Raw genomic sequence first — 24,311 nt, forward strand, 5'->3', positions numbered from 1 at the left:
CGATGTTGAGCACTACTGAATTACAAGGGCTCGTCAAGCCCGACCGAGTACACCGCAGGCTCTACCAGGATCCGGAAATTTTTGAACTGGAGATGGAGCGCATTTTCGGCCGAGCGTGGCTATACGTAGGCCATGAGTCGCAGGTGCCTGAAAAAGGTGACTTCATCACTATAGACTTAGCACGCCAACCGGTGGTGATGGTGCGAGATCGAGCAGATGGCGAGGTTCATGTGCTCTATAACCGGTGCGGCCACCGGGGCGCGGTCGTCTGTAATCAGCCATGCGGCAATGTGCGCCTCTTCCGCTGCTGTTATCATGGTTGGAGCTTTAAAACCAGTGGAAAACTTGCGGCGGTCCCCCTTGAAGCCGGCTACGGGGAAGACTTTGACAAAACCGACCCGCAATTTGGAATGGTACCGCTGCCGCGCGTGGCCAATTACGGGGGCTTTATTTTTGCCAGTCTCAGTGATAGTGGGCCCGACCTAAAGACATACCTGGGACCAATGTTGCGGACAATCGATGACATCCTCAACCTTGCGCCTGACGGCGAGGTGCAAGTGAGCGGTGGTGTCCATCGATATGTGTTTGATGGTAACTGGAAAGCTCAGGTCGAAAATATCAACGATCTCTACCATCCACCTTTCTCTCACGCATCGACCACGAAGGAAGACGGTCGACAATTTCAGCGCCAGGGCAGTAATACAGGTGCGCAGTTAACCGACGAGGACGGAAACCCAATCTCCTTCTGGGATGAGACGGGTATACGTGCGTTCGACAACGGCCACGGATATTGCGGAAAACTCCCTGACTCCGGCAGTGGCTCTGGACCGGTCTTCGAAGCCTATCTTAAGGCGTTAGAGGGACGTCATGGCCCGGAACGGGCCAAGGAGGTATTGGACGTTCCCTGGCATAACGCGATCTTCTATCCGAACTTATGCATTCAATCAATGGCACAGCATATTCGAGTCATCAGGCCCATCTCAGTGGACCGTACGGAGGTTAACGTCTATCCGATCCTGCTCAAGGGTGCCCCGCAAGAATACAACCAGCAGATCATTCGGTACCTCAACATCACCCATGCACCTGCCTCGCTGATACAAACCGATGATCTGGAGGCGTTCCGCCGCATTCAATCCGGGCTTAAAACTCAGGGGGCAGAATGGGTGATGTTAGCGCGCTATTTCGGCAAGGACGTGCCGACTGATGAGGGGCAAAAAGGAATGGGAACCAGCGAGCTCGAAATGCGCAATCAGTACAAAGCCTGGGCCGATTATATGACCCAGCCGCAGCCAAGGAGTAACAGCCATGCAAGCTAGTACCTACACAGCCAACCAGCCGGTCGTCGAGAACCTCGATCATGAGCGAATCCAAAAATTCGTTTATCACGAGAGTCGTTTATTGGATGAGCGACGGTTCGAAGAATGGATTGAGCTGTTCGACGATGACGCGACCTACTGGGTGCCGGCCCAGATCGACCAGCAGAGCCCGCTGAATCAACTCTCTATTTTCTATGATGATAAAGAGTTGATGCAGACCCGCATCGCACGGCTGCGCCACGAGCGCATTCACGTAGATGACCCTCAGACTCGTTCGGTGCGGATGCTTAGCAACCTGGAGATTGAGTCGGCGGAGCCGGGCGCCGGCTACGACCTGCGCGCGAGAGCCGTTCTCTGCGCAATCGTTTTCTTTCAGCAGAAACAATATATATATGGCGGACGCTGTGAATACCAACTCCGGGACCGAAACAACGCGCTGAGCATCTACTGCAAACGAGTCAACCTGATCAACTGTGACAGCGCGTTTCATCCGCTTGTGGTGCCTTTCTAAGAGTGGATGTTCACACACGGGGCAGGGCTTAGCCGAAGCACGGCAGTTGTCCAGTCACGGGTAGACAGCGCCCGCCCCGTTAGAACGGGCTGATTCCGCGAAGATCTGAACGAGCCGATTAGCGCATGGACCGATTCTGCTTTAGAAGCAGATTCTAGAGGAAACTATGATTTCAACCCTGGACTATCCACGACCGTTCTGGCTGAGCTTCGGATTTCTACTGCTAATAGCCGCGACATCGATTCTGGCAACCAGCACGGATCTTTCGCCGTTAGCAAGCCTGGGGCCGCTTACGATAGCACTACTAATCGGGGTGGTGTATGGGAATACCCTACATCCACGGACTGCGCCGCCCTGGCGTACCGGCTTCCGGTTTGCGCAAACTACCCTGCTACGGCTGGGCATCGCTCTGTATGGTTTTCGCATCACGGTGCATGACGTGCTACAGGTCGGGGTCGGCGGCCTGACAGTCAGCTTATTCATGGCTGGTTCGACGCTGGTGGTGGGGTTGCTCGTGGGACGCATGCTTCGGATGGACCGAGATCTGGTGCTTCTGACCACGGTCGGGAGCTCTATCTGCGGTGCAGCCGCAGTGCTTGCCACGGCGCCCCTCATACGCACCCAGCCGTACAAAATTACGGTAGCCATCGTTACAGTGGTGATTTTCGGCTCGTTGAGCATGGTCATCTTTCCACTGTTGCACGAATTCTTGCCGTTCTCATCGCAAGCTTTAGGCGTCTACATCGGTGCGACAGTGCACGAAGTCGCGCAGGTCGTGGCCATCGGAGATGCCATCGACCCGGCGACAGCAGCGACTGCAGTCGTCGTGAAGTTGACACGGGTCATGTTTCTCGGCCTGGCATTGCTGGCTATTACCTCGGTGGCCCTGTTGTTACGCCAGAAGAGTCGCAACCGTGCGGATAAAAACTCTAATACAGCAGCACCAGTATACTTTCCCTGGTTTGCTGTAGGTTTTGTGATGGCGGTGTTGATCAACAGTACCGGTTGGATCCCTCAGGATCTCGTTTCGATAATTACATCGGTGGACGTAATCCTTTTGGCCATGGCGATGGTCGCGGTTGGGGCCGAGACGAACTGGATCAACATGAGGGGAGCTACTCTTAGGCCGATGTTGCTAGCCCTGACGATGTTTCTGTATTTGGCGATCGCAGGCTTCGCCATAGTGAGTTGGGTGTTGCTATGACCGAGACGACCGCAACAGGCAATTACCGGGTTCACCTAGTCGATACGGGGGAGAGCTATTCGTGCCCTGCGAATCGGACCTTGTTGAACGCCATGGTTGCCCTTGGCCGCCAAGGCATTCCCTCCGGGTGCCATGGCGGCGGATGCGGAGTATGCAAAGTGCACATCCTCCAGGGTGAGGTGACTACGCTCGCGATGTCCCGCGCCCATGTAAGCAAAGAAGAAGAAGCCATTGGCTACGCGCTCGCGTGCCGGACCTATCCCATTAGCGATGTGGTATTGAAAGTGGTGGGTCGGATGCGCAAGAGCGTGGTGTACCGCTACGGCTTTATCTAGAACCAGGCCCAAAAGGCCATTATCGGAAAACGAGGAGAGTAGTCATGGGTGTAATGCGTATCGGGCATATTAACTTGCGCGTATTGGATATGGTAGCAGCACGGAAGCACTACGAAGAAATCCTTGGACTCATGCCATCGGCTGAAGATGACAAAGGCAACGTCTACCTCAAGGGCTGGGATGAATGGGACAAATATTCGATCATGCTCAGTGCCTCGGATCGAGCTGGCATGAACCATGTTGCCTATAAAGTGGAATCGGATGGCGACCTGGATGAGCTAAAGTCCCGTATCATTGAGTACGGTTTGGACGTCGAGATGGTCCCTCCCGGAACTCTGCCGTTTTGCGGCCGCGCTCTTCGGTTTTGGATGCCTAGTGGCCATCTGATGTATCTATATGCCGAGAAAGAGTTCGTAGGTAAAGCCGTCGGCGTGAACAACCCCGATCCTTGGCCAGATGGGCTCAAGGGCGCAGGCGTCCACTGGCTTGATCACTGCCTGCTGATCTGCGAATTGGATCCGCCCAGTGGAATCAATAAAGTGGCTGACAATACGCGTTTCTTTACAGAGGTGTTAGGTTTTCGCCTGACCGAACAGATTATGGCGGGTCCAGACCATACTGTCCAGGCAGCAGCGTTCTTGGCCCGGACCACGACTCCGCACGATATTGCCTTCGTCGGAGGGCCAACGCTAGGCTTGCACCACTGCTCATTCTTCCTTGATGAATGGGCAGACGTGCTCAAAGCTGCTGATGTATTGGGAAAAAACAAAGTCAAGATCGACGTAACTCCTCAACGTCACGGAATCACTCGTGGAGCAACAAGCTACTTTTTCGATCCATCCGGGAATCGTAACGAAACCTTTGCGGGTTTGGGCTATCTTTCGCAGCCCGACATGCCGGTGATCACCTGGACGGAGGAGGAAATCGGCTCAGCAATTTTCTTCCATACTGGAGAGCTGAATCCGGCCTTCACCACCGTCTACACAGAGGGCGTGTAAAGGCCAATAGACCTGAGGTAAAAAACAGGTGCTGGGGTTTTAACTGGCGACTTGAGTTTTAGGTATTTCGAGCTATGCAGTGAGTTTGGACCCTTTGGGCGTGCGCGCTGCTGGCGATTGCCTTTGTACCTGTGTCTCATGGGCGAAATCCAGCAAACTTTTTTAAAACTTTGACTACTTGAACGCCTGCACTTCTAGACGAACTCAAGGAAGGCCTTGAGCGCGTCGCTGCGGTATTTTTTCTTGTGAAGCACAATATAGAGATGTCGCCCCAGGTCCAGGGAAGGTGCGTGCAGCTCGACAAAACGCCCTTCTATGAGTTCCTTATGGATCGAAAGAATGGACATGCAGCTGATACCTAGACCATTTTCTACAGCCTGTTTTACCGCCTCTGCCTGATTTAACTCCAAGATAACACGTAGATCTTTCAATCGCCCTGCGATAGCGTTTTCGAACACATGTCTTGTGCCCGAGCCTTGTTCTCGAAGGATCCAGGGTCGGCTCTGAAGGTCGTTCTCGCAAACTATATCCTGCTTGGCGAGAGGGTCATTCGGAGACGCAAAAATCGCCAGCCTATCCTCGCGCCATTGGATCATATCCGTATCAGGTGTCCGCTGATAATCCTCGACGAAGCCAACGTCGATATTGAAGGCCAGCACATCCTCTATCACTGCGCGCGTGTTCTCTATTTGCAGGCTCACATCGACATTCGGGTGCTTCTCAAGAAACTGGCTCACCATCCCTGGCATCAAATAGTTGCCCACAGTCAGACTGGCGCTAACACGCAAGGAGCCAGTGATTGTACCGGTCTCAGCCTTGAGGCTTCGTTCTACGCTGTGAACCCGTTCAAGTATTTCGACCGCCTTGGGTAAAAGGTAACGGCCCTTCTCATTAAGAGTGAGCCGGTTCCGAGCGCGTTCGAATAACTGATGGTTCAGCAAGGCTTCCAATTGGCTTAAGGCCATACTTACCGCAGGTTGGGTTAGCGATAGCGCCTTTGCTGCTACGGTAATGTTGCCATGCCGTGCAACCTCGACGAACACATGCAGTTGCTTGAGTGTAATAGCGCAGTTCATGCTTTGACCTTTCTCTTACTCCAGCGAGCTCATTTAAACCTTCGCTAGCGCAGGACTGGCACAGACTGGGAAGTAGTTTACATCTACCCCTTAATTCCCAGCTTTTTCCTGTAGCTTGAAGAATTTCTTAATATTTGATTGTAGGTTTTATTTATTGAAACCACCAATTACGACAATCCTCGAGCCTGTCAACATAGCTGCTCCCCAGCAACGCCCTCTGGGTACGTTCAAGACATTACGTCTACGCCGGAGCCCGGCTCAATTCAACATTGATGAACCCGCCTGCCAAAGCAGGCGCACCGACAGAAGCGTCAGTACGACATTGAACAAGCGGTGAAAATATTTATTGGAGATAGTTCGGAGCACGTGCAGCCCTAGCCATGTTCCGACGAATCCAAAAAGTGCCATACCCGCTATGAACAGCAGCCACTCTTGAAAAACGAAACCGGCAAAACCAAACACAACGGCTTTCGGAGCGTGCTGAAGAGCCATCGCGGCTGCCTGGGTAGCGACGATACCGAAACGATCCATTTTTATCTGCTTGATAAACGCAGCCACCAATGGCCCTGTAGCGCCAACAAACAGGCCGATAAAGGTGGTTGCGGTGCCGGCAATAAAGACACCAGCACTGCCAAGTACAGCCTTCGGCAGGCCGGGGCCCCAGCACAGATAAAGGACAAACAGCGCGATGGTCAATTGCCAGATATAGGCGGGCAGTTGCACCAGCAACAGGGTACCCAGCAATGACCCGGCAACAACCCCTGGTATAAAGGCCACAAGGACCTTCCAGTTGATGTTTCTCCAGGTCAACACCACCCTGCCTCCATTCGAAGCAAACTGGATGATGCCATGGACCGGAATAATCGCCGCCGGTGGCACCCACATTGCCATCAGGACAAGCAGCAACAGCCCTCCCCCGACCCCGAAACTTGCGGTGACCATAGATGTCACGATTGAACAGATGAAAAGAAATGCAACAATGCCTGTTGTCAGAGAATCAGGTATCAAGACTAGTTCCATTGTTGCCCCATTAGACTTATTCTCGTATATTAATATCTTATCTTGTTTATTAAGATTTTGGCGATTATACGATTCCCGTGTGGCCGCCACAATTGTTTGTTGCGAATCCACCAATTACAAAACCAACAGCAACGAAAGGGGAAGTAGCATGCTATTTCTGAACAACGATGATATTCATGACTTGTTGAACATGAGGGATTGCATAAACATTCAGGAGGAGGCGTTCAAGGGTCTTTCAAAAGGCCACTCCATACATCGCCCCAGGATTGACATGTACGTGCCTTGTGAGCGAGACGACGGATACTGGCGCTGGGGCACGATGGAAGGCGCCACTCATGCCCCCGGACCCTATTTCGCGATTCGGATGAAGTCGGATGTCATTCAGTGGACCGAGGATAAGCGCAGTGGTCTGCCCCGCGAGGATAAATACTGCGTGGAACCCGGCACCTACTGCGGGCTCATCATGCTGTTCTCTACCCGAAACGGCGAACCTCTGGCCATGATGAATGACGGCCATCTGCAACATATGCGCGTGGGAGGCGGAGCCGGCATCGGAGTCAAGCACCTTTCCCGCGAAGACTCCACCACCGTTGGCATGCTGGGCTCCGGTGGTATGGCGCGCACCTACCTGCAGGCGTTCTGCTCGGTACGCCCCATCACCAGGGTCAAAGTCTATAGCCCCAGCAGGGAGAACCGTGAGCTTTACGCCAGAGAGATGGAGCAGGAACTGCAACTTGAGGTTATTCCTGTAGACAGTGCAAGAGAAGCGGTTCGGGGGGTAGATATTGTGTCATCATGTACCAGCAGCATGGTACCGACCATCGAACCCGAGTGGCTGGAGCCGGGCATGCACGTCACCAACCTCGGGCCTTTTGAGCTGTCGGAAGAGCTGCTTCTTCACGCAGACGTGGTTATTCGCCAGGGCATTGCCGGTGGCGCCCCCACCGCAGGCGAAGATCCGGTACGAGTACGATCGGGTGTTGGCCATAGCCCGGTTGCCTACATTGCCGGCACTGAAGAAGAACTTCGCCGGTTACCGGAAGCCCGTCCCCGGAATACCCTTTTCCGCCGGGACTGCCCCGACTTCTCTGATCTTGTTAGCGGTAAAAGCGCCGGGCGACAATCCCCTGAGGATATTACTCTCTACATCAACGGAGGTAATCAGGGACTGCAGTTTGCCAGCGTAGGAGGCCTGGTGTATGAGGCAGCACGACAAAAATCGCTGGGGCGCGAGTTACCCAGTGAATGGTTCGTGCAGGACATTCGCGACTGAATTCGAAGCGGCACAGGAAACCGTTCAGTTGTATGAATGGTTTCCTGCTACTCCTGACTTACAATGTCTTTCCATATTCCTCGTGCGCCGCACGTGATGAAACATAACCGTCAGCCACGTCCTGCGCCACTTTCTCCGGCGCTCGCAGGCATGGGTCACCGTAACCCGCGCCGCCACTCTGTTGCAGTCGCAACACCTGGCCCGCCATTAAATGGCAGGTGACCAGCGGGCCCAGCTCTTCTTCGCCGGGCGTTCCCGGGTCCAGAATAGCCCTCGAATGCAGGGGTGGTTTTCCCCCTTTCAAGCCCCAGGCACCATAGGTATGGTTTGACGTCCGCACGGTTACCGCACAGTCGCTGAGAAACTCATACTCCCGAATAAATCCGATACCACCACGCTGCTCTCCCGCTCCGGCAGAGTCACACCAGATATCAAAGCAGGATACCCGCACTGGATACTCGGTCTCCAGAACCTCGACCGGCGTACTGGGCGTAAAGTGATTGATAGGTAGCACCACCGATGCACCATCCTCAAGACTGGTACCGCCAAGAGACGTCACCAGTAACTCATATTGCACTGCACGTTTACCCATTCGCGAGTAAGGGTAGCCCACGGCAAGAGCGCCGGTTCCCAAGCCTGAAGGTGCAACAGCACGGGTAGGATTAAGCTGGCCGAGAGCGGCCAGTACGACGCTGTAGATAAGGTGCGACGTGGGAAAATAATGATTCACTGTCGCCGGATGCTGTGGGCTTACCACCAGGCCGGGCGGGATGATGAAATCAACCTGATCCACAAGCCCCGAGTTAATGGGGATGGTCGGATCACTCACCGCAATGGCTGCCAGCAGGCAAACCGCCTGAGCGGTTGGCGTGCAGCAGTTCACCGGCCCCAGGGTCTGCGGGCTGCAGCCACTGAAATCGAGAGTAAGCCGGTCGCCGGTTTTTGTCGCTTTCACATGAATACGGACGGGTGTATCGATATCTGCCCCGTCATGATCCAGCAGCCCCTCGACCTCTGCAGAGCCATCCGGCCAGTCGTTCAGCTCGGTAGCCAGCCGCGCTGCCGTGGTTTCCAGCAGAGTCGCCATAACCCAGGTAAGCGTGGCCGTACCGTATTCCCCACACAGATCCACCAAACGCTTTGCACCCAGCCGGGTACACCCGACCTGACCACGCAGATCCCCGACAACAGCCTCTGGCACTCGACTGTTATTGCGTATAATGTCCTCTACTGCCTCGTTCACTCCCTCTTCACTGGAATAGAGAACCGGAGGCAGCAACAGGCCATCGTGATAGATTTCCCGGGCTGCCGCTCCTGAGGAACCGGGTACCAGCCCACCAAGATCCGCCTTGTGAGCCAGACTCACCGCAAACGCAATCAGCTCACTGTCAACAAACACCGGCGTGATAACCATCATATCCGGAACATGCGGGTTACCGGCCAGGTACGGATCATTCAGGACGTAGCAGTCCCCTTGCCGAATCTTGTCACCGAATCGTGTCAGAACACTCTTTACTGCGGTTGTGTATGGGAGCGAGTGATATTGCAGTCCACCACTGACAACAATCACCCGGCCATTAGCATCAGTAATACCTGCAGTACCGTCCTGGGATTCACGCAAAATGGTCGAATAGCCACTGTGATAAAGCGCGTGTTCCATCGTCGCTGCGGTCTCCCGCAGGCGATTGATGACCACTTCGGTTGTAATCGGATCGGCGCTCATTTTATCACCTCCGTATCAATGACCAGCGCTCCAGAGGCATCGACAGTCAGTTTCTGCCCCTCCAGAACCCAGGTGGTGGAATCAAATTGCTCGATGACACAGGGGCCCGCGATCGAGTCCCCCGCACCGAGTAGACTGCGATCATAAACAGCGACGGTCACATTCTCACCGCTGTCGATATCAAACACCTTCCGCTCCCCTTTAAAAGCTCGCTTAATGTCACCTCCCCTATCAATATCCTGTTCCGTTAGTTGTGGAACTTTGATGCTGGCCTGCAAGCGGAAGGTCACTATTTCGGCCGGTTCATCAGGCGCACTCTGTCCATACAGAGTGGCGTGCAAGGTATCGAAATCCTGTTTTATCCCGGCTTTGTGCTCCTGACGAACCGGCACATTTGGGCAATCAACGATCAGCTCGTAGCCCTGATGCAGATAGCGAATATCCAGTTGATAACGCAGCTCCACCTCTTCTGACTGAAAACCTTCTTCACGGGCATCGGCGTAGGCCTGTTTACCCAGCTCTTCCATCAGGGAGTTCATTTTACCGACGTCGAACTCGTCCAGTATGCCCGGCGCAGACCTTACATAGGTATGCTTGACTTCGGTCTGAAGCAGGCCCAAAGCGCTGTTAAGGCCCGGGTGACCTGGAACAATAACCCGCGGAATACCCACTGCACGGGCCAGCCAGCATGCATGCATAGGGCCCGCCCCACCAAACGGCACCAATGAAAACCGACGGGGGTCCTGGCCACGCTCCTGCAATGCGAGTCGTAAATCGATGGCCATGTGGTTGTTCACGATACGCAGAATACCGGCCGCGGTATCCTGAGGCGTCAGATCCAGTGACTGGGCAATCTCCTCCATTGACCGGGTAGCCGCCCCGAGATCCAGTTGCATACGACCATCCAGAAGGCTTCCTGCTCCCAATATACCAACCACGAGATTCGCGTCGGTAATGGTGGGCCGTTCTCCGCCTCGGCCATAACACGCCGGGCCAGGGACGGCACCCGCACTGGCCGGCCCCACCTTCAGCAGTCCATCCTTGCCGACATAAGCCAGTGTTCCGCCCCCCGCGCCCAGCGTGCGTACCTGCAACATTGGCGTGCCCACATGCTGACCACCCAACACACCTTCACTGGTTTGCTGTGCCAATCCTCCTGCTATCACACAGATATCAGTGCTGGTTCCACCCACGTCGAAAGTCACCAGGTTGCCGGTACCTGCGCGCTCGGCCAGCCTCAACCCCGCCACTACACCACCAGCTGGTCCTGAGAGAAGCGTCTGGTTGGGGAATCGGGCTCCGACGGTAATCCTCATTAAACCGCCATTGGATTGCATGAGGTAAACCTGGGGCGTTTTCACCCCCCGCTCTTTCAGACGCCCGGCAAGACTCAACAGGTAATGCTCAACAACCGGGCCAATGTAGGCATCGACCACGGTTGTGGATAAACGGGGGTACTCCCGTATCAGGGGTAATATGGCCGAGGACAGTGAAACCCGCACCCCAGGTGCCTCTTCCGCAATGATTTCAGCGGTACGCAGCTCGTTCTCGGGATTCAGGAAGCTGAACAGGTAGCAAACAGCAATCGCTTCAACACCCTGATCCCTCAGGTGTCTTACAGATTCGCGAAGCTGCGACTCGTCCAGGGGCTTGTATACGCTCCCGTCAAAATCCATACGCTCATCCACTTCAGCCGTGAGTCGCTGTGGTGCCAGTAATGGCGCTTTCGAATAGAACGGATCAATCAGGCTTACCGGATCCGGACGTGTCCAGCCCCTAGCCTCATAGATGGCCCTGAATCCTTTGGTAATCAGGAGTCCCGTGGGAACTCCCTTGTTTTCCAGCAAAGCGTTGGTAGCGACTGTCGTGCCATGCACCAGTACCTGTATCGCCTCAGGTTCCACGCCCTGACTGAACAAGTCTTCCAGTGCTGCCATTACTGCCGTTGAGGGATCCTCCGGCACCGAAGGCACTTTCGCCAATCGCAACGCTGGCTCATCGGGACTGAACGCTACCAGATCCGTAAAGGTTCCCCCCGTATCGATTCCCACCAGCCACCGTTTCACAGATCCGCCCCCCTTTCTTGCCACTTACTGAAGTGTGATTCCAGCATCGACAGAAGCCAGTTAACGGTCAAAACCGTCAACAGCGCCATTAGAATGCCAAGATAGACATGGCCCGTATCAAACATCGTGCGATGGTATGCAATCATGTAACCGAGCCCTCCAAACGAGGCAAGCATCTCGCTTACCACCACGCTGATCATGATCAACGCTGTACCAATGCGCAGACCAGAAATAACCGATGGCAAGGCCAGACGTAAAACCACGCGATAAAAAACCTGCAATCTGCTCGCGCCCATGGCCCTTGCCATGGTGACGTAACTCTCGTCTACCTGACGCACTCCGGATAGTGTATTAAGTGCGATCGGAAAAAAGCCGGCAATAACCCCGAACAAAACCTTGGACTCAGGCCCCATACCGACCCATGCGATAAAAAGTGGGTAAAGGATGATGGCAGGCACGGCAAACAGAGATCCCAATATTGCTGAAGCGACAGCGGATACTGCCCTGAGGCTGCCAAACACAGCGCCAACCCCAATCCCCAGTGGCCATGCGATCAGGATGGCAACCGCAATCTCAGCGGCGGTCAGGGCAAACGCATCCAGGAACCGCGAACCATCGGCTTGCCAGGCTGCCCATAAACCCGCTGGGGGAGGCAGTTGAATAGGTTTAACCCACTCCATGGCAGTGACGAGAAACCATAACGCAATCAACGCCAACAGAATTGCATAACGTATGAGTGATGGTTTGCTCACGCTTCGGCCTCCTCCTGAATCAGCTTCCAGATTCGGTTGCGCGCCTTACCGAAAAACTCACTGCTAATCATTTCAAATGTCCGTGGCCGTGGCAGGTCCACTGGTATCACTTCAATAATACGACCCGGCTTTGTTCCCATTACCAATACCGTATCCGAAAGATAAATTGCCTCTGTCAAGCCATGAGTAATAAACAGGATAGTTTTGCGGGTCTCCTGCCAAATCCACAGCAGCTCTTCCCCCATTTTGAAGCGCGTCTGCTCATCGAGCGCTGCAAATGGCTCATCCATCAGCAGTATGCGGGGGTCACGAACCAGCCCTCGGGCAATGGCAACACGCTGGCGCATACCGCCCGAGAGCTCTGCTGGTCGATGGTTGATAAAATCTCCCAGGCCCACAAGCTTCAGAAGGTCACGAGCCCTACGCTGACTCTCCTTCTTGTCCGTGCCACAAAGAGAGAGAGGAAAAGCAACGTTTTCTTCAGCAGTAAGCCAGGGCAATAACGTGGCATCCTGAAACATGACGCCGGTTTTTTCCGGGAGCGGCTTGCGCACCTCAATCCCGTCGATCAAAACCTGTCCAGACGTCGGTTCAAGCAGGCCGGTCAGCAGTTGAAGCAGGGTGGACTTCCCGCAACCACTTGGCCCAACAATACTGACAAAGCCACCTTCTTCGATAGCAAAGCTGAGTTTATCCAGGGCATGGAAATCGCCCTCGCGAGTGGAATACACTTTGCTCAGGTTTTCGACTCTGATGACTTCACTACTCATGCTACGTGACCTCTGGCGGCGCGATGTTCGCAGTAACGCATAACCTCATTGATTATTATGGTGAGCGCGGAGACCAGCAGAATGCCGGCCAATAACAAATCCAATTGAAACCCCTCGCCCCATGAAAACAGTCGTCGTCCAATACCCGCTCGGCTTGCATCCATTTCCGCCAGCAGAACACCGATGATATTAAAGATCATTCCCAGCCGAAGTCCTGTCATCACCACCGGTAACATAGCTGGCAGGTAAACTCGCAAATAGATCTGTCGGGGCGTGGCGCCAAACGTGCGGGCAACGGTTACGTAATCCCGCGGCACAGTACGAACCGCAGCGGTCGTCGTTACAATAATGACGAAAATGGCGTGGGTAACTCCGAAAACGACTTTCTCCAGAAAGCCAATCCCAAGTAAGAGCATAAAAATAGGAAGAAAAATGGATTGCGGAACAGACAGCATGAAGTGGAACATCGGGCTCAGAATCTGCCCCAGGAAGAGTTTCTCACCGAGTAGAAATCCAATGGAAACTCCCAGCGGGGCGGCAATAATAAACGCCACTCCCACTTCAAGCCCTGTAATACCCAGATCCATCAGGAAATCGCGCTGCGTAAGCAAGTCGCCGAGCACCCCCAGAACAGTCAGGAATGAGGGCAACAGTCGTGGATCAGCAAGCTCCAGACGACTGATCGACTCCCATACTATGGCAAGCAGGAGGAAGAAGCCTGTCTGGGCTCCAAGTAACACGGACAATCGCATTTACGCACCTTGGTTTTATTCTTGTTGATATGACTCGGGTTCCATCAGGCGTTAATAAACCGGATCAGATCTCAACACAGGACCAACCCTCTTTTGACTGAAAATGAGCAACCACCTCCTCCAAATGCATCACATCCGCATATTTATGATGCAAATCGAAAAGATTCACTTTGTGGGAGAGCACGCTTCGGTCAAAACAGGCCTCTTCCGCCATGACCACATGAAAACCGTATGAGTAAGCATCAACTGCCGACGTCCGGACACAACCACTGGTGCTTTCGCCGCAGACAATGACGGTGTCAATGTTCATTTTCTGGAGATACGCAATCAAAGGCGTGCCAAAGAAAGCGCTCGCGCGCTCTTTCCCGATCACCAGATCATCATTCTGAGGCTGAAACTCAGCAAAGATTTCAAAGTCATCGTCGTGGGATGCGTCCACTGCCCGCGACGTTGCCCTGACTCCCTGTTGCTGGCGCTCCACCTGAGTGGTGTAGATAACGGGCACGGAGTGTTCCCGGGCCACTGCGAGTAACTGCCTGGTAGGCTCTATGGCATTCCAGGCGTTCTCACCGCAGGCACTCGGGTACTTATCCAACAGGTTCAACACAGGCCGGCCCCCTCCTCTGTACGCCTTGTTATAAAGGTCAATTGCAAGTATGGCCGGACGTGAACCAATGTAGGTATCGCGGATATACGCCTCATAGATGCGCAACACATCCGGGCTGACAATATCCTGCCAGCAATGGTCTTCGAAACTATGTGGCATCGTTAGTCTATCTCCGCTGAATACTATTAAAGCGCACTGTATTGAGGTCCTGTCCGATCTTATTCAGCACCAATATCCGCGAACTGATCGGTATAAACCTCATCAGGAGAAAGTGTACCCGAACCGGAATCGCCGGCCAGGCCGAGAGAGGCCTTTAGCCATTCAGGCTCGATATTGGCACGGGTGGCGCGGTTCATGATGCCCACTTCGTATTCCAGTCGAAGGACCTCGGGATCTTCCTCGCCTGTGAATTTCCGCAGAAAATCGATGGAATAATCACGGTTTTTCTGCATGTAGCGGGTCGCGCGATACATTGCACGCAAAACTCCCTCAACTTGCTCAGGGCGGTCATCAATCATGTCCTGGGAGGCTACCCAGACATCCGGCAGAGTTGGGGGCATATCCTTGGCGTAGTCCACAAGGGAGCGACCATCACCGGAAACAATCAATCGGTAGGTCAACGGAGAGAACGCGGAAATGGCATCCACCTGATCGGACAATAACGCGGGAATCATTCCGGCGCCGCCAACCGGAACCGTTTCGATCTCAATCCCGTATTGATCGGCAACCCAAAGAGCGTAGTAGTCAGTGGTGCTGTTTTTGCCGGTAATGCCGACTCGGCGACCGTCCAGATCTTCAGGCTTTTCGATACTGGAGCCAGACTTTACCATCATATGCCAGCCATCCGGTCTGGCGGCCCCAACAGCAACCACCTTCTGTTTTACCCCTCGCTCAATAGCAACCGCAGCGCCGGGAGGGAAGTAATTGATGATGTCCATGGCAGCAGAGGCAAGAGCCTGCTGTGCTGCACTGCCGCCGCGGAATGCCGTGATTTGAACGTCGACACCTTCATCCGCGTAATAGCCGAGATCATCCGCCACATACACCGCGGCATAAGGGCCAAAGTTTGGTACTGACAGCCCGATATCCACCCGTTCCCTGGCATGAAGCTGAGTAAACGCCATTGTCCAAGCCATAACTACGGTCAAAAATACATTTTTCAAATTCATGCCCGATATCCTTCTACTTGTTTCGTTGAGTCAGGGTGCACCGGCAAATCTGTGACAGCTCATATATCACATTCCAAGAACTCTTCTTTAATGTTAATATAAAACCATTAGTCCAGAGCATCGGCATTGTCAATAATTCACAACTCAAAATCCTACACCGCACCAACTCGCACCAGAGTCTCAATCTCGTCCTCACCGTATCCGATGGCCGCGAGAATTTCTTTGGTATGCTCGCCCAACCCCGGTACCGGGCGCTGATCTTCATCCCGCGGGCGCTCAGGATCATCGAAGCCATAGCCAACCAGCGGTGTCGCCCGCTCGCCTGTTCCAAAAGTGCGAACCATATCCAGCGCTTTGACCTGAGGGTCATTCAGCGCTTCCTCTATGGTGTAAATTGGCCCCGCAGGCACATCGTTGGCTACAAGCTCGGTGAGCCACTGTTTACGGGGTCTTTTTGAAAATTCAGACTGCAGCTCCGCCCTAAGCTCATCGTAGTGAGCAACCCGGTCTGCCTTCTTGATGAACCGGGGGTCTTTTTCCAGTTCCTCGCGGCCAACGGTTTCAAGCAGCGCTTTCCAGAATTTAGGGGGCGACGACAAATGAACGGCAAAGGACAGTCCGTCTTTCCCAACAAACGTGTAGGATTGCGAGAGGTGGGGCCGCGAGGATTTGTCGGCGACCTTTCCCGACAACAGATAATCCGCCACTGCCAACGGCTGGAACGCCAGGCTTGCACCCAGCATGCTGACATTGATTTTCCGACCCTTTCCCGTTTTCAGTTTCGAAACCAGCGCCCCGAGGATACCGTAGGCGGTATAAAGACCGGTTAGCTGGTCAGAAAGCGGGGGTCCCACCGGTTCAGGATCTTCAACGTCAGAAAGCTGACTCCAAAGGCCGCTCATCGCCTGTGCTATGGCATCATATGTTGGTCGATCACGGTAAGGGCCAACAGTCCCCATTCCCGTCGCCGCGCAATACACTACTTCAGGGTTGGTTTTGCAGATCTCATCGTACCCAACGCCCAGTTTATCGAGAATCCCCGGTCTGAAGTTGTCGAGCACTACATCCACATCCGAAGCCAGGCGAAGGTATAGTGCCCGTCCTTCGTCGGTTTTGACATTCACCGTGATGCTCTTCTTGCCCCGATTGAATGCCGCAAATGCCGGATGCACGCCAGCATCTTCACCGGCCCAGTTGCGAAACGGGTCCCCGGTTCCCGGCATTTCGACCTTTATGACCTCGGCGCCGAGATCGGCAAGCAACATACTTCCAAAAGGACCGCTGATGACATTTGCCATCTCCAGCACTTTGATTCCAGTAAGCATCGCACTCATTGAATACCCCTCCTGTCGTTGCCTGCGATCCGGGTGGTACGCAGCAATCTGATCGGTGTTTATCGTTTCCGAAACATGAACTCTGGCAAGGCAGTGGCCAGATCCTGAAAGAAAAAGACAGTAGTCATCCCTATTACTGATACCGCTGCCGTAGCAAGGCCAGCTTTGTATAGGTCCATAATCCGGCTTTCAGGTATTGCGCCTTTCAATACAAAAATCATGGAGCCGACCGGTGGCGTCATACTCCCAATGGGAAGGGTGATCAGGAACAGGAGAAAAAACCAGACAGGGTCAATGCCAGCCGGCACAATCAAGGTGGAAAACAGAGGGGCCAGCAGTACGATCAATGCCAGTGTGTCAATGAACGTACCCAATACCAGCAGCAATCCCAGTAACACTGCTGCCAACACCATGGGAGGCAACGACAATTGTTGCAACCAGAGGTTGAGAGACGTCTCAGCGCCACTGAGCGCAAGAATCTGGCCAAACAACACCGCGCCCATGATCACGATAAACACCATCGACGTTAGCCTGGCGGTGGCAAGGAGCGCCCGGGATAATACGGAATGGTCCAGCCGGCCATAGATAGCAGCCACCAGCATTGCGCCTACAGCCCCCGTTGCTGCTGCTTCACTGGCTGTAGATATCCCAAAAAGGATAAAACCAAGGACCATGAATATGATCACGCAGAAGGGCAAACATTTAGTCAACGACACCCATCGCTCCTGCCAGCTGGCCTTTTCTAATTCCACGGCGGGCACCAGCGACGGATTCAACCTGATCCGAATGAAGACGTACAATGTGAACAAAGCAGCCAGTAAAATACCCGGGAGCAGCCCCGCCATCAGCAAAGCGCCAACTGAAACATTTGCCAATCCACCGAGAATTACCGCGAGGCCACTGGGAGGAATTATTGGCCCGAGCGCCCCCCCGGCGAGTACGACACTGTAACTCAGTTGCTGCTCATAACCTTTTTCCGCAAGCACAGGGTATAAGGTACGGCCAATAAGTGCGGTATCCGCGGACCCGGAGCCACTCAAGGCCGCCAGCCCTGTGCCACCACCAATGGCGACATAAAGATGTTTTCCCCGCACCCGTCCGATCCACTTCCCCACCATATCAAACAGCAGATCAACGACACGGGACTGGAATAATATTTCGCCCATAAGGTAGAACATCGGGATAGCAATCAATGCAAATCCGGAAATCGAATCTACCATGCTGCCGGCTACTATAGTTAAACCATGGGGGCCAATAAATATCATGACGCCAATGAGATTAACCGCCATCAAGGCGAAAGCAACATGAATTCCAGATAGCATCGTTCCAAGCAGAAGCCCGAACACAAAAAGGAAAATGACATACCACTCCATGATGCATACCCCAGAAATTAATTGTTTTTATACTGTAATAGCCAGATTTAAACTTGGGCGTTTATCTGCTCTTGTCGATGCTCGGCAATCTTTCTGAACATCGTAAAGATGAACTCAAACGCCATGGCAAGAAAACCTATTGGCATTACTATCCATAGCATCCAGTTAGGGACGGGCACCGCAGCCGGTGAAACGTTTCCAAAAAGGTACTGATTCCAGGTCGCCGAGGCGGACAGCCAGAACAAAATAAGACAGATGACAGCAGAAAACGCAATATTAAAATACTCAAGCCTGTTCCCAAGGTGGCCAGGGAGCACAAGATGAAGTAAATCAACACGAATATGTCCTTCCTGCCTTGTGAGCCAACCACCAGCAAGGAATGTAATATAAACCAGTGCGTATTGGGTAAAATCAAATAACCATTCGAGGTTATAACCCAGGTATTTCCTCATTAAAACATTTGCAGTGATCGTTACTGCCATCAGAAAAACAAGTGAAGCCGCAATTATGTTCAATCCGAATATAAGTCCGCTGTAATATCGAAATATTGTTTTTTTAATTGATGGTGCCATGAAACATTTGCTCCCCATGCCAGGACCGGGTTGCCGGAACCAAACGCGGGCAACCCATCCGATACGCCCTACCCTTCTGAACGATCCCTCACACACTCAAGGGCTTTCATGATTTTTGGCCCATGGTCTGGATCGGCATCGAGAACATAATTTTTGGCAATACCATCGTAATAGAAACTCTCAAAAGCCTTCCGCGCATCCCCTTTGAGTTCGGCCACTTCTACACTCGCGGCCGGGAATTGTTCCATGCCTTTCTTGTCGCGCTCGATTCCTGCCTCCCGGCGCTCAACCTGGGTTTCTTCAATAGCCTGTCGGATAATCGCCTGCACATCATCATCAAGCTCGCTCCAGCTATCCTTGTTGACAAAAAGTGCGTAAACAACTTCTCCCAGGGCGGGTTCTATTGCATAAGACATCACCTCATCCCAGCTCAACTTCTCAAGGGTGCCGAGGGCTCCTGAACCGTTAAAAGCGCCATCAATCATGCCCCGTTGGGCAGCGGTATAAGTTTCCGCTGATGAAACCCTGACTGACGAAGCTTTCATGCCGTGGATAACCGGATTGTAGAAATCGGTTCCCCGAATCCTGAACCCTTTCAAGGGCTCGCTTTCGTCATTAAACGGTTTGGCCATATAAAGCCGGTAACCATGGCCCGTCGGGAATTGCGCCAGATAGGACACATTGCTTTTGGCAAGATAGGCGTCATTGACCGCCTTGGTAAGGCCACATTCGCGTCGAACCTGGGCTGAGCCCTCCGCAAGATCCAGCCCCATTCCCACTTTCACTGAGTCCGCGTGGTATGCGGTATGGGTAAACAGCATGTCGAATACCCGGTGTTCTATCGCATCAAACTGCCGAAACGCCGGAACTGCAGCGGGACCAAAGAATTCGACAGTGACTTTGCCCTCCGACAGGTCCTTTACCTTCTCGGCAAACGGAATTGCCCCCAGGTCAACGCCGTCGTCGGTACCTGCGGCCCATGTCGAGAGCATTCGCAGTTTCACTTCCGCCACTGCAACAGGCGCGCCCATAACGGCAAATATCGTCAAACCACAGATGAGACTAGCAGTAAGCCTTTTCTTGTTAATATTAGCGTTCATTGTTTAACTCCCCAATATTGTTTTATCTTTGTTTTCCGGAATATCCGTTGTGATCAGACGCCAGCCAGATCCCGATGCCTGCAAACCTCGGCCAACATCTAGACATCCAGGCCAAAGAATTTTTTTGCGTTCTCAAGCATGATTTTCTTCCGGACTTCCGGCTTGATACCCAACTGGTCAAACTCTTCCACCCAGCGCTCGACCCCCAGGACCGGCCAGTCAGAGCCAAACATTGCCTTGTCCTGAAGAATCGAATTAACGTGATGGACAAGTTCAGGCGGGAAGTACTTGGGCGCCCAGCCGGAAAGATCAATAAAGAAGTTACTTTTGTGCTGCGCTATGGCGAGGCTTTCAGCCGTCCAGGGCCAAGACGGATGCGCACATATGATTTTCAGTTCCGGAAAGTCCGCGGCAACGTCATCAAGGTGAATGGGCTGGGTGTACTTCAACTTATTCCCCATTCCTCCCGGCGTCCCAGCGCCGGCTCCCGCCATACCACTGTGAAACATCACCGGCAAACCCTGCTTCTGGGCTTCCTCCCAGAGTTGATAGAAACGGGTATCATTGGGGAAAAACTGCTGGCGCGCGGGATTGAGTTCGCCGATACCGTGCAACCCTAACTCTTCCTTGCAACGACGAATTTCCTGAAGAGCCAACTTGCCCTGCCAGGGGTCAATGGCGCCGAATCCCAGGAACACGTCTGGGTGCTTCTTCACCGCGTTGGCTATATGGTCGTTGGGAACCGGCGTAAGACCGGACACTGAATCATCCCGCGTATTTACCAAAACTGCCATCATGCGGCGCTCGCGGTACTGGTCAGCCATTTCATCAACGGATACAACTGGTCTCTTACGCCGAAAATATTGCTCCATCTGTTTGGCTCGGGCACCCACTGCCTTGATGGATTCCTCGTCGCTGAGGTGCACATGTACGTCAATACCCACGATATCCATTATTCTCTCCGTTCCAGTCATGGTTTTATGTTGCCCATCGACGCTGCTGTTCTTGCAGCTGCCTCAATGTCGCAAATTCAGTGACAGGCCCGGCCTGCTGAAGGAAATAGCCTTCTTGTCTGAGTGCCGGGTAAGCCCCTGAACCAATTGCATCAGTGGATCCCCGGAAAACGCGTATTCGACGGGGTTCTTTGCCCTGCGCGCAATCTCAACGGCTTCAGAGTCAATATAAGTGCGCATAATCAATTCTTCATCAGAGAGTTGCTCGCCAAACTTTTTACGCACCTCTTTCAGTGACAGCTGTGGAGGCTCTTCCGATTTGAGTTCTTTGGCTCGCGCGCGACCAAGAATTTTTTCACGAACATTCTGATCCATGACCTGCACAGCTTCTTTGCCCCAGTAGCCCAGCGCATACTGGATACCTTCATCCGTCACCTGCCGATACCGTTCCCCAACGATGACGTTTATGGCTGCCTGGGTTCCTACAAACTGGGAAAGCGGCGTCACCATTATGGGATAGCCAAATTCCGCTCTTACACGGGCGGCCTCGACCATTGTTTCATCCAGCCGATCTTCCATGCCGACCTTTGCCAACTGATAACGCAGATTTGAAATCATGCCTCCTGGAATCTGGCTTTGATAAAGATTCGCGTCGTATTCCAGCGGGGCGCCAATCGCAAAACCCTCACTCCGGGCAATCCGTGTGAAGTGCTCGGATACCGGCAGCAACAGCTCTTCTCGAATATCTGGTCGGTGCCCCAACGCCCTCAGATTTTTCGCAACATTGAATACGGAAGGTTGCGCGGAGCCATTGGCCAGAGGAGGAATACCGGTGTGAACATGGGTAATTCCCAGCTTCACTGCTTCCAGTACGTTGAGAGGCCCAAGCCCATTATTACAGTGGCAGTGAAACTCCAGTTCCACCTTTCCCACGGCTTTCTGAACCTTCGGCAGAAGCTCCCTCAGACGTTCCGGTGTCAGCAATCCACCCACGTCTTTAAAACAAATCCGGTAAGGTTTCAGTGATGCAGCGTCTTTAGCGCGCTGCACAAAGTATTCATCGGTATGGCGAGGTGAAACCGTATAGATGAGATTTACAACAGTTTGCATGCCCAGCTTTCGAAGACCTTCCACTTCATCCTTCATGACTTCAAAGTCATTCCAAGAGTTCGAACAGCGAGTGACGCTGATGCCATGCTCCACCACCTTTTTAACAAGGAGCTTGCTGATACACTCCGGTACCTTTTTCAACCCACCTTTGTAGCCTCCGTGCAATCGCAGGGGCGTTTGTTTGGCTTTCTTGACACCCAGTTTCAACCATTGCCAGGGGTCTTCCCCCAGATCCCGGATCATTTTTTTCATCTGTACAATCGGCACAAAAAACTCGATTGCCTCAAACCCTGCATCATCCATCACTTCAAGGGCGGGTAACATCATGCCCGTGCGCATGTTCAGAGCCCACAAACTCTGCTGACCATCACGCAACGTGGTATCGATAAACTGAATATCCGACATGCTTCCCCCAGAAGTGTTAATTTTTCTTTTACGAAGAACCTATCTCAGTTATTAAAATCAAGGTTAGCAGGCGGACGCGCTCTGTCAAGAAACAGAAACCACTCCTGAATCCGTGACTCCAAACAGCGCGAACTTCCCTCAAAGCCCGCAGTAGCAGGCGGTTGAGCGATATAATAGCCCCTGAGATCCATTCACCCAGTCAAGCGCCACGGTATGCCGAACATCGATCTGATCCGGACCTATCTCCGGCTGGTCACGCAGGGCATGAGTGACTTCCGTCGAGACAGCCGAGTCCGTGCGAAGGGACCCGTTCTTCAAATCCGCCATGGGCATCAAGCACTCGCCGTCTTCAGCCAGCTTGCGGTAGCGGTTTGATGAAGATGCCCAGGCGTTGACACCGCGGCTGAATGACGTCACCGCTGATTTTATACAATCCATCGGTGCGCCGGTTTCTCCTCTGGAGATGGGATCAAGTGAATCCCCGCACGCAGGACCCTCTGGCCCTGGCAGACAAGGCCTGGCCCAGGAAGCCTGGACACTGGACCGCGACGGCAGGATGGAAGCGGTGCGGCCAGAAGAACTTCCGGACGAACCCGGGCTGCGTCGGATCGTCAAGGTTACTGTGCGAACCAGCGATGCCAGTGGCCAGCTGCATCTGGAGCCGGATGCCAGCCTTGAGGGCTGAATCACGTCCTTGCCGGCCGGCTGCTGCGATTTGGCCGGCACTGTCCGGGCTTTTCCGTTTACCGTGACCTCTATGCAGGCCTTACCGCCTCCCGATAAAACCGGCTCAATAACAGTCATCATCCTGAGGTCGCCCGTAAAATCATGCCGGGCAATCGGCTATTGTCCGAACATCAGGCTCTGATCACAAAATGATCAGTCCTGGGCGGCTGACCGCCATTTCCCTGAGTACTATCCAACCCCGGGGCGGTTCGTATGGTATTTTTTACATTTCATGATTTTTTGGCAAAACAAGTTTCCTAGAACCACTATTCCCATTTAGGCAATATCTGTCTACGTTAATAGAACAGGTTGGATTTAAACCTGCCTTTGCTCAGAAACTCGGATCTATTATCAATAGATAGCGTCTTTTAAAAATACCATTAGAATGGTGCTAACAATGACAGATATTAATAACGCTAACCTTCAAACCGAAATCAACCAGCTTATCCGCCATTATATGGATGGCATCAATTGGTTTGATTACTCGAAAAACCGGCTAAACAGGGAAGGGGCTGGTGTTTACGTGCAACAGCACGGCGTCTTCACGCGGCATAGCCGGCAATGCTGGGCCCATGTGGTTGGAAATTGTCCTGAGGTTGAGCCTCGGCGTTTCATTGTCAAAGAAAATCTGTTTGAAGAAGAAGGTATTGAGGAAGAATCCCATTATCTCAAGTTGGTTAAGCTGGGCGAAGCACTTGGGCTTACCTCAGAACAAGTGCATCAGGCGCAGGCATTACCTTCTACCAGGGCAGCATTACTCATCTGGGAAACCTTGACCAAAGACAGACATTGGATATTGGGCTGTGTTGCTAAAGGGGCACTTGAGCAGGTTAACCAGGTCGAGTGCGGAGAAATGTCATTGGCTGAAGGCAACCGCTGGATGAATCAACTGGGATTAACCGAAAACGATGTTGAATTCTGGCTGATGCATGATGAATTGGACAAAGAGCATGGCAGTGGTGCATTCGACCTGGCGCTCCATTTTCTGCCATCTGCCCGGGGCGTCGATGCCAATGATGTGCTAGAGGCCGTAGAGGATTCAATGTTCGCCTGGAAAATCTTCCTTGAGGGAATCGCCGATGTTGCTGACTCTCGAAATACTGCTTAGCTAGTGCCCAATTTGGGTAATGCGGGCGTCAGCACAAAGTCGAACAAAAATAAAAGGA

Annotated in this window: 23 protein-coding genes and 1 pseudogene; 9 read left to right on the plus strand and 15 right to left on the minus strand. The window is 53.1% G+C overall.

Annotated elements, in window-relative coordinates; all coding sequences use genetic code 11:
- Positions 1-2: 2 nt before the first annotated feature.
- The 5 genes from FO268_RS21600 to FO268_RS21620 all read left to right on the plus strand — a co-directional run bounded on the left by FO268_RS21600 (position 3) and on the right by FO268_RS21620 (position 4,364).
- Positions 3-1,316 (plus strand): aromatic ring-hydroxylating oxygenase subunit alpha, encoded by a 1,314-nt coding sequence (locus FO268_RS21600; protein ID WP_150995277.1) that lies wholly within the window; start codon positions 3-5, stop codon positions 1,314-1,316.
- Positions 1,306-1,827: an aromatic-ring-hydroxylating dioxygenase subunit beta gene (locus tag FO268_RS21605; protein WP_150995278.1), complete on the plus strand. Its 522-nt coding sequence runs from the start codon at positions 1,306-1,308 to the stop codon at positions 1,825-1,827. The genes FO268_RS21600 and FO268_RS21605 overlap by 11 nt, the downstream gene beginning before the upstream one ends.
- 166 nt (positions 1,828-1,993) lie before the next feature.
- Positions 1,994-3,031, plus strand: coding sequence for a YeiH family protein (locus FO268_RS21610; protein ID WP_150995279.1), 1,038 nt, complete (start codon positions 1,994-1,996; stop codon positions 3,029-3,031).
- Entirely contained in the window at positions 3,028-3,366 is a 339-nt protein-coding gene (locus tag FO268_RS21615) for a 2Fe-2S iron-sulfur cluster binding domain-containing protein (protein ID WP_150995280.1), read from the plus strand. The genes FO268_RS21610 and FO268_RS21615 overlap by 4 nt, the downstream gene beginning before the upstream one ends.
- A gap of 44 nt (positions 3,367-3,410) precedes the next feature.
- Positions 3,411-4,364 (plus strand): catechol 2,3-dioxygenase, encoded by a 954-nt coding sequence (locus tag FO268_RS21620; protein WP_150995281.1) that lies wholly within the window; start codon positions 3,411-3,413, stop codon positions 4,362-4,364.
- 194 nt (positions 4,365-4,558) lie between these two features.
- On the opposite strand, the gene FO268_RS21625 is transcribed toward FO268_RS21620, so the two are convergent.
- Complete coding sequence (locus FO268_RS21625; RefSeq protein WP_150995282.1) at positions 4,559-5,440, minus strand: LysR substrate-binding domain-containing protein; 882 nt, start codon at positions 5,438-5,440, stop codon at positions 4,559-4,561.
- A gap of 258 nt (positions 5,441-5,698) precedes the next feature.
- On the minus strand, positions 5,699-6,460 hold the full coding sequence (locus tag FO268_RS21630) for a sulfite exporter TauE/SafE family protein (protein WP_150995283.1): 762 nt from the start codon (positions 6,458-6,460) through the stop codon (positions 5,699-5,701).
- A gap of 148 nt (positions 6,461-6,608) precedes the next feature.
- Here FO268_RS21630 and FO268_RS21635 point away from each other — a divergent pair, with 148 nt between their 5' ends.
- Positions 6,609-7,733: an ornithine cyclodeaminase family protein gene (locus FO268_RS21635; RefSeq protein WP_150995284.1), complete on the plus strand. Its 1,125-nt coding sequence runs from the start codon at positions 6,609-6,611 to the stop codon at positions 7,731-7,733.
- 58 nt (positions 7,734-7,791) lie between these two features.
- Here the strand turns inward: FO268_RS21635 and FO268_RS21640 are convergent, their stop codons facing one another.
- The 13 genes from FO268_RS21640 to FO268_RS21700 form a co-directional block, all read right to left on the minus strand.
- On the minus strand, positions 7,792-9,456 hold the full coding sequence (locus FO268_RS21640) for a hydantoinase B/oxoprolinase family protein (RefSeq protein ID WP_150995285.1): 1,665 nt from the start codon (positions 9,454-9,456) through the stop codon (positions 7,792-7,794).
- Positions 9,453-11,522, minus strand: coding sequence for a hydantoinase/oxoprolinase family protein (locus FO268_RS21645; RefSeq protein WP_191967024.1), 2,070 nt, complete (start codon positions 11,520-11,522; stop codon positions 9,453-9,455). The genes FO268_RS21640 and FO268_RS21645 overlap by 4 nt, the downstream gene beginning before the upstream one ends.
- Entirely contained in the window at positions 11,519-12,274 is a 756-nt protein-coding gene (locus tag FO268_RS21650; protein ID WP_150995287.1) for an ABC transporter permease, read from the minus strand. The genes FO268_RS21645 and FO268_RS21650 overlap by 4 nt, the downstream gene beginning before the upstream one ends.
- Complete coding sequence (locus tag FO268_RS21655; protein ID WP_150995288.1) at positions 12,271-13,044, minus strand: ABC transporter ATP-binding protein; 774 nt, start codon at positions 13,042-13,044, stop codon at positions 12,271-12,273. Before FO268_RS21655 ends, FO268_RS21650 begins: the two co-directional genes overlap by 4 nt.
- Positions 13,041-13,796, minus strand: coding sequence for an ABC transporter permease (locus FO268_RS21660; protein ID WP_150995289.1), 756 nt, complete (start codon positions 13,794-13,796; stop codon positions 13,041-13,043). The genes FO268_RS21655 and FO268_RS21660 overlap by 4 nt, the downstream gene beginning before the upstream one ends.
- Positions 13,797-13,860: 64 nt before the next feature.
- A complete protein-coding gene (locus FO268_RS21665; RefSeq protein ID WP_150995290.1) occupies positions 13,861-14,562 on the minus strand; it encodes an isochorismatase family protein in 702 nt (233 codons plus the stop codon).
- 59 nt (positions 14,563-14,621) lie between these two features.
- On the minus strand, positions 14,622-15,572 hold the full coding sequence (locus FO268_RS21670; protein ID WP_150995291.1) for an ABC transporter substrate-binding protein: 951 nt from the start codon (positions 15,570-15,572) through the stop codon (positions 14,622-14,624).
- 152 nt (positions 15,573-15,724) lie between these two features.
- Entirely contained in the window at positions 15,725-16,906 is a 1,182-nt protein-coding gene (locus tag FO268_RS21675) for a CaiB/BaiF CoA transferase family protein (RefSeq protein WP_150995292.1), read from the minus strand.
- Positions 16,907-16,965: 59 nt separating this feature from the next.
- The gene (locus FO268_RS21680; RefSeq protein ID WP_150995293.1) at positions 16,966-18,279 is read right to left on the minus strand and encodes a TRAP transporter large permease; all 1,314 of its coding nucleotides are present in this window, start codon (positions 18,277-18,279) and stop codon (positions 16,966-16,968) included.
- A gap of 47 nt (positions 18,280-18,326) precedes the next feature.
- Positions 18,327-18,851, minus strand: a complete 525-nt coding sequence (locus FO268_RS21685) for a TRAP transporter small permease (RefSeq protein ID WP_191967025.1) — start codon at positions 18,849-18,851, stop codon at positions 18,327-18,329.
- A 68-nt stretch (positions 18,852-18,919) separates the two neighbouring features.
- The gene (locus FO268_RS21690; RefSeq protein WP_150995295.1) at positions 18,920-19,951 is read right to left on the minus strand and encodes a TRAP transporter substrate-binding protein; all 1,032 of its coding nucleotides are present in this window, start codon (positions 19,949-19,951) and stop codon (positions 18,920-18,922) included.
- 98 nt (positions 19,952-20,049) lie between these two features.
- A complete protein-coding gene (locus tag FO268_RS21695; RefSeq protein ID WP_202336742.1) occupies positions 20,050-20,904 on the minus strand; it encodes an amidohydrolase family protein in 855 nt (284 codons plus the stop codon).
- 63 nt (positions 20,905-20,967) lie between these two features.
- The gene (locus tag FO268_RS21700; protein ID WP_150995297.1) at positions 20,968-22,419 is read right to left on the minus strand and encodes a biotin carboxyl carrier protein; all 1,452 of its coding nucleotides are present in this window, start codon (positions 22,417-22,419) and stop codon (positions 20,968-20,970) included.
- Between the two features lie 198 nt (positions 22,420-22,617).
- Between FO268_RS21700 and FO268_RS23415 the strand changes: the two are divergent.
- From FO268_RS23415 to FO268_RS21710, 3 genes and pseudogenes are all read left to right on the plus strand, one after another.
- Positions 22,618-22,783: pseudogene (locus FO268_RS23415) on the plus strand (IS1380 family transposase); the annotation flags it as partial.
- A 27-nt stretch (positions 22,784-22,810) separates the two neighbouring features.
- Positions 22,811-23,104 carry a hypothetical protein gene (locus tag FO268_RS23420; protein ID WP_406946804.1) on the plus strand — a complete coding sequence of 98 codons (294 nt, stop codon included), beginning with the start codon at positions 22,811-22,813 and terminating at the stop codon, positions 23,102-23,104.
- A 438-nt stretch (positions 23,105-23,542) separates the two neighbouring features.
- The gene (locus FO268_RS21710; protein ID WP_191967026.1) at positions 23,543-24,253 is read left to right on the plus strand and encodes an iron-containing redox enzyme family protein; all 711 of its coding nucleotides are present in this window, start codon (positions 23,543-23,545) and stop codon (positions 24,251-24,253) included.
- Positions 24,254-24,311 lie beyond the last annotated feature (58 nt).

Origin of the sequence: Marinobacter denitrificans, from assembly GCF_008795955.1 — a bacterium.
In the GTDB taxonomy this organism is placed as follows: domain Bacteria; phylum Pseudomonadota; class Gammaproteobacteria; order Pseudomonadales; family Oleiphilaceae; genus Marinobacter; species Marinobacter denitrificans.